The sequence below is a fragment of the Rhodopseudomonas palustris genome (assembly GCF_003031265.1).
GTDB classification, from domain to species: Bacteria; Pseudomonadota; Alphaproteobacteria; order Rhizobiales; family Xanthobacteraceae; genus Rhodopseudomonas; species Rhodopseudomonas palustris_H.
This window is the reverse complement of the sequence record NZ_CP019966.1, coordinates 5,052,501-5,065,211: the sequence shown is the minus strand read 5'-3', so window position 1 is coordinate 5,065,211 and position 12,711 is coordinate 5,052,501. Positions and strand designations below refer to the sequence as shown.

Sequence of the window (12,711 nt, the reverse complement as noted above, 5' to 3'; positions counted from 1 at the left end):
GCCATTCGCGCCGTCGGGTCGATCTTGGGAGGGAAGATTGCTCTGAACTTAAGCAGCGGCTGCCGATCGACGCGGTTTAGGTTGCGGTGCAGCGATGATTGGAACGGGGCAGAGCACCGGCTGGGACTCTGCCGGTGCACCTTTTACTCTGCCGCAAGTGATCAGGCGTTGTTGGCGGCGTGCAAAAGCGCACGCACCGAAGCCGTGGCGACGTCCGGATCAATTCCGGTGCCGAACACGGTGCGGCCATCGGCCGTGCGGCATTCGACATAGGCGGCGGCCTGCGCGGCGGCACCGGAGCCGATCGCGTGCTCCTGATAATCCGCAACGTCGAGCACCGGACCGCCGGCATCTTGCAGCGCTGCCACCACGCCGGAGATCAGGCCATTGCCGCGGCCCGACAGCGAACGGACCTCGCCGTCGATCGCAATATGGCCGATGAAGGTCCGTCGTCCTACCGGTCCGGTCTCTTCGTAGTCCACCAGCACGAACCGGTCGGTCGGGCGCTGCAAATAGCAGCCCGCAAAGCACTGCCAGATGTCCGAGGTATTCAGCTCGCGGCCGAGATCGTCCGCCAGTTTCTGGACGTGCGTGCTCAAATCCGCCTGCATCCGCTTGGGCAGCTTCAATCCCTTGTCCTGCTCCAGCACCCAGGCGACGCCGCCCTTGCCGGATTGCGAATTGACGCGGATGACGGCCTCGTAAGTTTCGCCGATGTCCGCCGGATCGATCGGCAGATACGGCATCTCCCACTGACCGTCATTGCGCTGCGCGTGTGCGGCAAAGCCCTTGCGGATGGCGTCCTGATGCGAGCCGGAGAAGGCCGTATGCACCAGCTCGCCGGCGTAGGGATGCCGCGGATGGACCGGCAATTCAGTGCAATGCTCGACCGTGCTCACCACCTCGCGCATCGCCGGGAACGACAGCCCGGGATCGATCCCCTGGGTGTAGAGGTTCAGCGCCAAGGTCACGAGATCGACGTTGCCGGTGCGCTCGCCATTGCCGAACAGGCAGCCTTCGACCCGATCCGCGCCGGCGAGCAGGCCCAGCTCGGCCGCCGCAACCCCGGTGCCCCGGTCGTTATGCGGATGCAGGCTGATGACCACGGACTCGCGCCGCGAGATCTGGCGACAGAACCACTCGATCTGGTCGGCATAGACGTTCGGCATCGCGACTTCGACGGTCGCCGGCAGGTTCAGGATCGCCGGGCGCTCCGCGGTCGGCTGCCAGACGTCGAGCACGCGCTCGCAGATCTCCAACGCAAAGTCCGGCTCGGTGAAGCAGAAGGTCTCGGGCGAATACTCGAAGGTCCAATCGGTGCCGGGGCGCTTCAAGCTCTCGTCGAGCATTGCCGTGACACCCGTGATCGCCAGATCGACGACGTCCCGCCGCTCCATGCCGAACACCACGCGCCGGAACAGCGGCGCCGTCGCATTGTAGAGATGCACGATGGCGCGCTGCGCCCCCTCCAGCGACTCGAAGGTCCGGGCGATCAGGTCGGTGCGCGATTGGGTGAGAACCTGGATCGTGACGTCGTCGGGGATCCGGTCGTCGGTGATCAGGCTGCGGACGAAATCGAATTCGGTCTGCGAAGCCGACGGAAACGCGACCTCAATCTCCTTGAAGCCGATCGCGATCAGCATGTCGTAGAAGCGCTGCTTACGCTCGACCCCCATGGGATTGGCCAGCGACTGATTGCCATCGCGCAGGTCGGTGGACAGCCAGCGCGGCGCTGACGTCAAACGACGGGACGGCCATTGCCGGTCCGGCAGGCCGACCGGCGTGACAAAGGGGCGGTATTTGGTTTCGGGATTCTTCAACATGAACGATATCCGTTGCGCGCGGAGGAATGGTCAAAGCGGGCACGGCTGGATACGGCCGCCAGGCTGCCGTTAGTCCCGGCGACCGCCAGTAAGTCGAAGCGCAACGGACAGAAGCTGGTCGTGGTGAGCCGGCACGGCGCGTGTGCTCGGACCGCAGGTCTCGACAGCCGCCGACACCGCGTAAAGCGGTCGGGCAAGGCTGGGGACGATAGGAGCGATCGAGAACACGGGGGTATCCACGGACCTCTGCGGGACTGTCCCCTTACTTAAATCAAGACACTTGTGATAATCTCGCGCGGAAAGATCAATCATCGTCTCGAAAGGATCAGGTGGGCGATGCGCGCGCAGGCGGTCACCGATCATGTTGCCGTCGTCAGCCAGGATGCGCCGCGCTTCGCCAGCCGCCGTCATTCCCATCCGCAGGCGCAGCTGATTTACGCCATCACCGGCGTCGTCTCGGTCACCACCGCCGTTGGCACCTGGGTGGTGCCGCCGAGCCGCGCCGTGTGGGTGCCGGCCGGTGTCGAACACGACACCAGAAGTCATTCGGCCGTCCAGTTCCGCTCGCTGCTGATCGACCCGGCGGAGGTTGCGGGACTGTCGGTCGTCTGCACCGCAATCGAAGTGACTCCGTTGCTGCGCGAACTGATCCTGCGGCTTGTTGCCGTCGCGGACGCACCCGGGCGCGTGGAACTCAGGGACGTTGTCACGCAGCTCCTGCTGATGGAACTGGCAAGTTTACCGGTCGAGCCGCTCAGTCTTCCGCGGCCTCAGCATGCGCAGTTGGCTCGGTTTTGCGACCAGATCCGCGACGAACCCGCCGCTGCTGTGTCGCTCGAACAAGCCGCTCGGGCGCTGCATATGAGCCGGGCGAGCTTCATGCGGCTATTTCAGCGTGAAACTGGAATGAGCTTTCTGCGCTGGCGGCAGCAGGCGCGCTTGTTGCACGCCTTGTCGCTGCTCGCTGAAGGACAGTCGATCCTGAACGTGGCTCTGGCCTGCGGCTATGAAAGTCCGAGCGCTTTTTCGGCAATGTTTCGGCGTGTCCTCGGAAAATCACCAAGTGAGTACTTCGCCCCTGTTGGACTAAAGTCGGTACCTTGAGCGCCGCGCCCCGGTTTACGCGGCCTTAGACAATGCCGCGTAGTTTCGGAGTACCCGGTACGGTTCCGGGGTAAGTCGTTTTCGACGGGGTAGATCAAGTGAGTGGTACGACAGCCGCCGGAGCGCGGGATAAATCCTTTGCGCTGCCGGCTTTGCGCTTTCGTGGCAAGGTGACGCTGGGCTTTGCGGTGGTGCTCGGTATCACCGCCATCAGCATGGGGCTGGCCTACCTCGGGTTCGAACGAGTCTCGGATGGCGTGGTCGCCTACCGTGACGGCGTTCGGCAGTCGGATCTTGCCCGCAACATCGACCGCGAGATGGTCGGCTACGAGGCGAGGGCGCGCTACTACGTGCTGACCGGCAAGGAAGACGATGCCAAAGCGGCGCTGGCCGCCGAAGCCCGCCTCAAAGACGCGATCGCTGCGTCGCTGCAGGGCGCCACCAAACCGGCGCAGCGCGAGGCGCTGACGCGCCTGTCCACTGAGTTCACCACCTTCACCAAACTGTTCGCCGACATCGTCGCGCTGAAGACCGACAGCGCCCTGGTGATTCAGAACGGGGTGACCCGCGGCGGCCTGAACCTGCGCTACAAGTTCGACGACCTGGTGAGCGCGGCCAGCGACCGTGAAGATTCCAGCGCCGAACTCGGCGCCAAGCGCGCCGCCGAGCAGTATGCCGGCGCGATGACGCTGGCGAATACGTTCACGATCAATTCCAGCATTCCGGTCGCCGACAACGCGCTGGCGCGGCTGAAATTCGTCGAGAACTCATTGAACATCGTCAAGGCCGACGGCGAAATCGCCGCAGCCGTGAATGAGATATTCACCATGCTGGGCGAGTACCGGCAGGCTTTGGTCAAGCTCTCCGACAACGTCAAAGCGATCGACGCCAAGGGCGCCACCATGGTCGGCTCGGCCGCGGAGATCATCCGCGCTGCCGAAGCGATCAAGGCCGACCTGCTCGCCGATCAGCAGCGGCTCGAGCGAGAGTCCGACGCAACCGTCACCACGACCGAACGGATGGTGGCGATGCTCGGCATCGGCGGCTTCCTGCTCGGTGCGGTGCTGGCGGTGCTGCTCGGCCGCGGCATCTCGCGTCCGATGCAGGCGATGTGCGCGGCGATGCGCCGGCTGGCCGGCGGCGACTTCAATGTGGTGCTGCCGGGGCTGGGCCGCCGCGACGAAATCGGCGAGATGGCGGCCGCAGTCGAGGAATTCAAAGTTCAGGCGGGCCGCAAGGCCGAGCAGGACGCGATTGCCCGCGAGCGCGAGGCGGAGGCGGGCCGCGAAGCCCGCCGTGCCGAACTGATCGGCTTTGCCAGTGAATTCGAAAGCGCGGTCGGCGCGATCGTGGCGCATGTTTCCGATGCTGCGGCCCAGCTCGAAAGCGCCGCGGCGACGCTGACCCGCACCGCCGAAACCACCCAGTCACTCTCCGGCCAGGTCGCAGGCGATTCCCAGCAGGCGTCGTCCGGCATGCAGGCGGTGGCTTCGGCGACCGAACAGCTGTCAGCCTCGGTCGGCGAGATCGGTCGCCGGGTCGGACAGTCGAGCGCGATCGCCGAAGCGGCGGTGGCGCAGGCGCATGAGACCGACGACCGCATCGGCAAGTTGACCCAGGCGGCGCAGCAGATCGGCGAGGTGATGCAGCTGATCACCACGATCGCCGAGCAGACGAATCTGTTGGCCCTCAATGCGACCATCGAAGCCGCGCGGGCCGGCGAGGCTGGACGTGGCTTCGCGGTGGTGGCGGCCGAAGTGAAGTCGCTCGCCACCCAAACCGCGAAGGCGACCGACGAGATTTCCTCGCAGGTTGCCGAGATGCAGGAAGCGACCCGCGATTCGGTGACGTCGATCCAAAAGATCGGCAGCACGATCGCCGAGATTTCCACGATCTCCGCGTCGATCGCCAGCGCCGTCACTCAGCAGGACGCCGCGACGCGGGAGATCGCCAGCAGCGTTCAGGGCGTGGCGCAGGGAACCCAGCGCGTCGCCGGCAATATCGCCGAGGTCAATCGCGGCGCCGCCGAAACCGGGGCGGCTTCCGCCCAGGTGCTGCAATCCGCCCGAAGCCTGTCGTCCGAAAGTGCGCGGCTGCGCACCGAACTCGATCGATTCATGGCGAACATCCGCGCTGCCTGATCGCTTCCTTCCGCGCGCAGCCTCCTGAACTTGCGGCAGGCCGCCGCAGGTTCGGCGCGTGCATTGGAACCGTTCCGGCGCTCTCCCGTTGACCCGACGCAAATCGGTCCATCGCTTGCCGGTGGATCGCCACGTTCGGCGCTGGCGGCGTGGCACACCGCAGCCGGAGTGGGAGTGTATGGCCGACAGCGTCAGTGCCGCGATCAATGAGCCGCCGCAGGCTCCGGTCCTGGCGACCGCCGACGGCCGGGTGATCGACACCGATATCCCGGCCCGGCTCGATGGTCTGCTCTGGAGCGGCTTTCATACCCGGGTGGTCGGCGCGCTCGGAATCACCTGGATCCTCGACGGTCTTGAAGTCACGCTCGCCGGAGCACTGGCGGGCGCGCTCAAGGAAAGCCCGAGCCTGCGCTTCTCCAATCTCGATATCGGGCTCGCCAACAGCGCTTATCTGGCCGGTGCTGTGATCGGCGCGATCGGCTTCGGTTGGCTGACCGACCGGATCGGACGCAAGAAGCTGTTCTTCATCACGCTGGCTTTGTACCTCGCCGCCACCGCGGCGACGGCCACATCGTGGGACGTGATGAGCTACGCGCTGTTCCGGTTTCTCACCGGTGCCGGCATCGGCGGCGAATACACCGCGATCAACTCCACCATCCAGGAGCTCGTGCCGGCGCGTTATCGCGGCTGGACCGATCTGGTGATCAACGGCAGTTTCTGGATCGGCGCCGCACTCGGTGCAGTCTGTGCCATCGTGCTGCTCGACCCTGTGGTGATCGACCCCGATTATGGCTGGCGGCTGGCCTATCTCACTGGCGCGATCATCGGCGTCGTGGTGTTCGCGATGCGCTGGTGGATTCCGGAGAGTCCACGCTGGCTGATGATCCACGGCCAGCCCGAACGCGCCGAAGCGATCGTTGCCGATATCGAACGGCATGCACGCCATGCACCCGATCGGCCGCGCGTGCTGCCGACCATCAGGTTGCGGATGCGCACCCACACGCCGATCCTCGAAGTCGCGCGGACGCTATTTTCGACCTATCGGCAGCGTTCACTGGTCGGGCTGGTGCTGATGGCCGCGCAGGCGTTCTTCTACAACGCGATCTTCTTCACCTACGCGCTGATCCTGACCGACTTCTTCGGCATCCCGGCCAATCACGTCGGCTGGTACATCCTGCCATTCGCGGCAGGCAACTTCCTCGGGCCGCTGCTGCTTGGCCGGCTGTTCGATACGCTCGGCCGCCGCACCATGATCGGATTCACGTACGGCGTCTCGGCGATTCTGCTCGCGGTGTCGGGTTATCTGTTTTCGATCGGCGCCCTCAGCGCGCAGAGCCAGACGATCGCCTGGATGGTGATCTTCTTCTTCGCCTCGCCGGCGGCGAGTGCCGCCTATCTCACCGTCAGCGAGACGTTTCCGCTCGAAGTCCGTGCGCTGGCGATCGCAATTTTCTACGCGATCGGCACCGGCATCGGCGGCGTCGCGGGGCCGGCGCTGTTTGGTGCGCTGATCGACACAGGTTCGCGCGGCAGCGTGTTCGCCGGCTATTTGTTCGGCGCGGTGCTGATGATGGGCGCAGCCGTCATCGGCTGGCGCTATGCTATCGCGGCTGAGCGCCGCTCCCTCGAACAGGTTGCGCGGCCGCTGGCCGCTACAGAGGATACTTGATGACGACGAAGATCGAACAACCGTCCAAGCCTGCCACTTCGAATCAGGTTCCGGTTCCGGGCGCCTTGGTACCGCATCTCGATAAGTGTGCGTTGTTGCTCGATATCGACGGTACGCTGCTGGACCTGGCGCCGACGCCGCGCGAAGTCTGGGTGCCGCCGGAACTGGAACAGACGCTGAAAGATCTGCTCAGCAGAACGTCGGGGGCGTTGGCTTTGGTCAGTGGCCGCTCAATCAATGACATCGACCTGATTTTCGCGCCGATGCGACTGCCGGCGGTCGGCGGTCATGGCGCAGAGATGCGACTGTCGGGCAATGGCGACGCGGTTGCGACGCAAGCGCCGCCGCTCGATCCGGAACTCAAGAGCCGTCTCGCTGCGATTGCGCGCATCAGTCCTGGTATCTTGTTGGAGGACAAGGGCTACTCATTGGCGCTGCATTATCGTCTCGCACCGCACACTGAGAAAGCGATCTACGAATCAGTTGCGGCGATTCGCGCGGAGAATCCCGATGCGCCGCTCGAAGTGCTGCCTGGCAAGGCTGTGTGCGAAATCAAGCATTCAGGCTTCACCAAGGCAACCGGCGTGCTGGAACTGATGAAATACGCGCCATTCAAAGGCCGTCGGCCGATTTTCATTGGTGATGACGTTACCGACGAGACGGTATTCGCAATCATGCCGGAACTCGATGGTCTCGCATTTTCAGTCGGACGTCATAGCGAACTCACCGCTGGTCACTTCGACGAGCCGCGAGATGTGCGCAATTGGCTCGCACGTCTGCTCGAACCGAGCAGTTAGTTCGCGCGTTGAGTACGGTTCCGGACCAAAAAACATCGCAAAACGCTTAGTTCTCAGAAAAGTTCCAGACTTGCCATGGAACGATCACGATGAATGGATGTTAATCTCCGCAGCGTCGCATAGACGCACCAGACAGTTGGGGAGTCGGAGGGAAACGTGAACCTGGTCGTGGTTTCGAACCGAGTTGCCCGAGCGTCGGGAAACGAGCCGATGACGGGAGGGTTGGCAGCAGCGCTGCTGCCGGTGGTGGAAAAATCCGGAGCGATCTGGGTCGGCTCCAGCGGTCGGGTTCGTGATGGTGTTCATCGCGAACCTTTCGCTGAGATCGAGCCGCTCGGCACTGGCGCTCTCGCGATGCTCGATCTGCCCGCCGCGCACTACGGCGGTTACTACGAAGGCTTTGCCAATTCGGCGCTATGGCCGGCGCTGCACTCCCGCCCGGATCTGATCCGGGTTTCCCATGATGATTATCGCTCCTACCGCGAAGTGAACGCCTTCATGGCGCGGGCGCTGCTGCGCTTTCGCAAGCCGGACGCGGCGTTCTGGATCCAGGATTACCACTTCCTCGCGCTCGGTGCGGAACTGCGCCAGCTCGGCGTCCAGCATCCGATCGGGTTTTTTCTGCATACGCCGTGGGCGTCGCGGGCGACCATCGGCTGCGTGCCGCATCACCGCGAGCTGATCGAGGCGATGCTGGCGTACGATCTGATCGGGTTCCAAACCGAAGAAGATCGCGGCAATTTCCTCGGCTACGTCGCCTCCGAACTCGGCCTGAAGGTAACAGGCGGCGTTGTGACAACCGCGCACGGCACCACGCGCTGCGACGTGTTCGCGATCAGCATCGACGCCGACGCATTCGCCAACCAGGCGCAGAAGGCGATGACTCACCCGGAGGTCTCGCGGCTTCGTAAGAGTCTGCACGGCGAGAAGCTGGTCATTGGTGTCGATCGGCTCGACTACTCGAAGGGACTGATCAACCGCGTCAAAGCGTTCGACAAGATGCTGAGCGACCGGCCTGCGTTGCAGCGGGCGGTGTCGCTGCTGCAGATCGCGACTCCGTCCCGCGGCACGATCGAGGCCTATGGCAATCTGCAGGGCGATCTCGCCAAGCTGGTCAGCGACGTCAACGGCCGGCTCGGCGAGGTCGACTGGACCCCGATCCGCTATCTCAACAAGGGTTATCGCCAGAGCGTACTGGCTGGCCTCTACCGCTCGGCTCATGTCGGACTGGTCACGCCGCTGCAGGACGGCATGAACCTGGTGGCCAAGGAATACGTTGCCGCCCAGAACCCGATCGATCCCGGCGTGCTGGTGCTGTCGAAATTCGCCGGCGCCGCCAACGAGCTCGATACGGCCCTGCAGGTGAACCCGCACGACATCGACGGAATGTCGCGCGTGATCGCCACCGCGCTGGCGATGCCGCTGACCGAGCGGCGGCTGCGCTGGGAGGCGATGATGGCCAAGCTGCGCGACAACAGCATCCGCCGCTGGTTCGCGGATTTCGTCGCCTCGCTGGAAAGCGCGCACGCCGCCAACCGCAGCGCCGGACCGATTCCGCTGGCGCCCCCCGCGCAGCCGTCCTCGATCATGATGGCAGGCGGCTGGTCGCGTCGCACGCCACGGGCCGTTGGCGGCGCAGTGCTCCAATAGGGGAGCGCGTAGGGCGTCGCCGGAGGGGCGAGGCGGAACTGGCCGTCGGCCGCCGCCGGTCATCCGAACCACCGAGCATCGCTCTGGGCGGGGCGTCGCCATCCGTCCAGGGCCATTTCCGGCAATATTTGACGTGAAATCCGCCGCCGGTTGGCGCAACCGCTTGCCAAATCCGCGCGGCGCGGTCATGAGAGGGCACCCGGAGAGGTGGCCGAGTGGTTGAAGGCGCACGCCTGGAACGCGTGTATACGGGAAACTGTATCGAGGGTTCGAATCCCTCTCTCTCCGCCATTTCGGCCCCGGTGCCGGTTTTTCCCCCATCGCTGTTCTGATGTCGGCTCGTTCCCGGGGCGCTTGATGCGTTTGCCGGTGGGCGCCCGCCCGACCACGGTCTGCGCGCCATCTCCCGCCGACGATGCTTTGCGAAAAATTTCGCCCCTCTTTCCGGCCTAGGAACCTTCCGAGGGCGGGCGCGTCTCCTCTGAGAACGGAAAAAATCGAGGGCCCTCCCGCCACTTTTTTACGGACCCGGCCGGCGAATGGAGCCGAGTTCCCAATTCCTGCTTTGCGGAACACACTGAAAACTCGTTTGATTTCAGGTGCTTCGACGGGGCGAATTTTGAATTTCGCGAAACCTTCATTTTCCGCTTGCGGACCCGGAAGAGGGGGGCTATAGAAACACCCACACGCCGCCCGCGGGTCGGGCTTCTCTCTCTTGGCTCTCAGCCGAGGGAGAAATTGGCGCCTCTGACGCTCCTCACTTCGTTGAGTGACGCAACAGCCGATAGTTGTCGGTTGGAGCCTCTCTTCGTCGTCGAAGGGTGTCCTGCTCTCTCTTTGTAGAGAGTGTGAGATCTTCGGATCTCGGGCTGTTTGACAAGTGAAGAAGAAGAAAGAGAAACGTGGACGGCGAAGTCCTTGCGGGTCTCGGTTTTAGGAAGCTTCGGCTTTCTGGGATTGGGGCCGGACGAAAGACTTCGGCGGTACACGTTTTCAAGGAAACACCATGTTCGCGAGCGCTGTGAAGCGCTGCGACGAACCGGCGATCTTCGGATTGCTGGTGATGGTGGGACCTCGTCAAACGTTGTGATCAGCCGGTTCAAAGTTCAAGTCCAACTTGAGAGTTTGATCCTGGCTCAGAGCGAACGCTGGCGGCAGGCTTAACACATGCAAGTCGAACGGGCGTAGCAATACGTCAGTGGCAGACGGGTGAGTAACGCGTGGGAACGTACCTTTTGGTTCGGAACAACACAGGGAAACTTGTGCTAATACCGGATAAGCCCTTACGGGGAAAGATTTATCGCCGAAAGATCGGCCCGCGTCTGATTAGCTAGTTGGTGAGGTAATGGCTCACCAAGGCGACGATCAGTAGCTGGTCTGAGAGGATGATCAGCCACATTGGGACTGAGACACGGCCCAAACTCCTACGGGAGGCAGCAGTGGGGAATATTGGACAATGGGCGAAAGCCTGATCCAGCCATGCCGCGTGAGTGATGAAGGCCCTAGGGTTGTAAAGCTCTTTTGTGCGGGAAGATAATGACGGTACCGCAAGAATAAGCCCCGGCTAACTTCGTGCCAGCAGCCGCGGTAATACGAAGGGGGCTAGCGTTGCTCGGAATCACTGGGCGTAAAGGGTGCGTAGGCGGGTTTCTAAGTCAGAGGTGAAAGCCTGGAGCTCAACTCCAGAACTGCCTTTGATACTGGAAGTCTTGAGTATGGCAGAGGTGAGTGGAACTGCGAGTGTAGAGGTGAAATTCGTAGATATTCGCAAGAACACCAGTGGCGAAGGCGGCTCACTGGGCCATTACTGACGCTGAGGCACGAAAGCGTGGGGAGCAAACAGGATTAGATACCCTGGTAGTCCACGCCGTAAACGATGAATGCCAGCCGTTAGTGGGTTTACTCACTAGTGGCGCAGCTAACGCTTTAAGCATTCCGCCTGGGGAGTACGGTCGCAAGATTAAAACTCAAAGGAATTGACGGGGGCCCGCACAAGCGGTGGAGCATGTGGTTTAATTCGACGCAACGCGCAGAACCTTACCAGCCCTTGACATGTCCAGGACCGGTCGCAGAGACGTGACCTTCTCTTCGGAGCCTGGAGCACAGGTGCTGCATGGCTGTCGTCAGCTCGTGTCGTGAGATGTTGGGTTAAGTCCCGCAACGAGCGCAACCCCCGTCCTTAGTTGCTACCATTTAGTTGAGCACTCTAAGGAGACTGCCGGTGATAAGCCGCGAGGAAGGTGGGGATGACGTCAAGTCCTCATGGCCCTTACGGGCTGGGCTACACACGTGCTACAATGGCGGTGACAATGGGAAGCTAAGGGGTGACCCTTCGCAAATCTCAAAAAGCCGTCTCAGTTCGGATTGGGCTCTGCAACTCGAGCCCATGAAGTTGGAATCGCTAGTAATCGTGGATCAGCATGCCACGGTGAATACGTTCCCGGGCCTTGTACACACCGCCCGTCACACCATGGGAGTTGGCTTTACCTGAAGACGGTGCGCTAACCAGCAATGGGGGCAGCCGGCCACGGTAGGGTCAGCGACTGGGGTGAAGTCGTAACAAGGTAGCCGTAGGGGAACCTGCGGCTGGATCACCTCCTTTCTAAGGATGGGTCTTCAACAGCTTGCTGTTATCGACCTGTTTTAGAAACATCAGAGGCTCTAAGTCATACGAGCCTCATTGGCGGGATTTCGCCGTCTTCGTTTCTCTTTCTTCGCGGACGAACACGCGCCTGGGGTGCGCGCAAGTCGATCGGCCTGGCGTCTGCCGGCTGGTGGTTTGCTTGCGGCCTCTCGTGCTGAGGGCTTGTAGCTCAGTTGGTTAGAGCGCGCGCTTGATAAGCGTGAGGTCGGAAGTTCAAGTCTTCCCAGGCCCACCATTTTGTCGAGCGCTGCATTCGTCTTCTGGTTACGGGGCCATAGCTCAGCTGGGAGAGCGCGTGCTTTGCAAGCATGAGGTCGTCGGTTCGATCCCGTCTGGCTCCACCAGATGGACTATCATCGAACGAACATCATCGTAACCTCGGCTTCGCCTCGTTGCTGTCATCCGGACAGCGACGATGGCTCATCGTCCGCAACTTGTATTCGCCGGCTTTGCGCAATGCGCAGCCTGGCGGGTTTTCTGACATCGTGAAGAGGAGATCGATCCGGGTTCGGGTCTTGTAGAGCAATCTACTTGGCGCCGTTCGCGTATCTCCAGATCGTTTTCGGCGCATGCCGGTCGCAAGACCTGCGTGTTGTAAAACGGTCTTTGTTGGCGAGCTTGACCGCACGCCATCGGTTCGATCTTACGAAGCAATAACTGGTCTTTTCATTCAATGTCCGTTTGCGACGATGGCCCTTCGGGGTGTGTCGCAAGTACATTCTGCCGAGTGTGTGGACATTGATAATGAGAGCAATCAAGTGCCTTAAGGGTGTTCGACGGATGCCTTGGCGCTGAGAGGCGATGAAGGACGTGCTACGCTGCGATAAGCCATGGGGAGCTGCGAAGAAGCTTTGATCCGTGGATTTCCGAATGGGGAAACCCA

The 12,711-nt window shown here is 62.4% G+C and carries 6 protein-coding genes, 3 tRNA genes and 2 rRNA genes (1 of these 11 cut by a window edge); 10 read left to right on the top strand and 1 reads right to left on the bottom strand.

Annotated elements, in window-relative coordinates; genetic code table 11:
• Positions 1–161: 161 nt before the first annotated feature.
• Positions 162–1,823 (bottom strand): 2-isopropylmalate synthase, encoded by a 1,662-nt coding sequence (leuA, locus tag RPPS3_RS23525; RefSeq protein ID WP_107346201.1) that lies wholly within the window; start codon positions 1,821–1,823, stop codon positions 162–164.
• A 336-nt stretch (positions 1,824–2,159) separates the two neighbouring features.
• Here leuA and RPPS3_RS23520 point away from each other — a divergent pair, with 336 nt between their 5' ends.
• From RPPS3_RS23520 to RPPS3_RS23470, 10 genes are all read left to right on the top strand, one after another.
• Positions 2,160–2,927, top strand: coding sequence for an AraC family transcriptional regulator (locus tag RPPS3_RS23520; RefSeq protein WP_107346200.1), 768 nt, complete (start codon positions 2,160–2,162; stop codon positions 2,925–2,927).
• Between the two features lie 98 nt (positions 2,928–3,025).
• Positions 3,026–5,068 carry a methyl-accepting chemotaxis protein gene (locus RPPS3_RS23515; RefSeq protein WP_107346199.1) on the top strand — a complete coding sequence of 681 codons (2,043 nt, stop codon included), beginning with the start codon at positions 3,026–3,028 and terminating at the stop codon, positions 5,066–5,068.
• Between the two features lie 178 nt (positions 5,069–5,246).
• Positions 5,247–6,737, top strand: a complete 1,491-nt coding sequence (locus RPPS3_RS23510) for an MFS transporter (protein ID WP_107346198.1) — start codon at positions 5,247–5,249, stop codon at positions 6,735–6,737.
• Entirely contained in the window at positions 6,737–7,534 is a 798-nt protein-coding gene (otsB, locus tag RPPS3_RS23505; protein ID WP_107346197.1) for a trehalose-phosphatase, read from the top strand. The genes RPPS3_RS23510 and otsB overlap by 1 nt, the downstream gene beginning before the upstream one ends.
• A gap of 156 nt (positions 7,535–7,690) precedes the next feature.
• Complete coding sequence (gene otsA / locus RPPS3_RS23500; protein WP_107346196.1) at positions 7,691–9,184, top strand: alpha,alpha-trehalose-phosphate synthase (UDP-forming); 1,494 nt, start codon at positions 7,691–7,693, stop codon at positions 9,182–9,184.
• Positions 9,185–9,385: 201 nt separating this feature from the next.
• Positions 9,386–9,475 (top strand) — tRNA-Ser (locus RPPS3_RS23495).
• A gap of 822 nt (positions 9,476–10,297) precedes the next feature.
• Positions 10,298–11,786, top strand: a 16S ribosomal RNA gene (locus RPPS3_RS23490).
• 200 nt (positions 11,787–11,986) lie between these two features.
• A tRNA-Ile gene (locus tag RPPS3_RS23485) sits at positions 11,987–12,063 on the top strand.
• A gap of 33 nt (positions 12,064–12,096) precedes the next feature.
• Positions 12,097–12,172 (top strand) — tRNA-Ala (locus RPPS3_RS23480).
• Positions 12,173–12,580: 408 nt separating this feature from the next.
• A 23S ribosomal RNA gene (locus tag RPPS3_RS23470) occupies positions 12,581–12,711 on the top strand (it continues 2,686 nt past the right edge of the window).
• Together the 16S and 23S rRNA genes with 2 tRNA genes alongside form the textbook arrangement of a ribosomal RNA operon.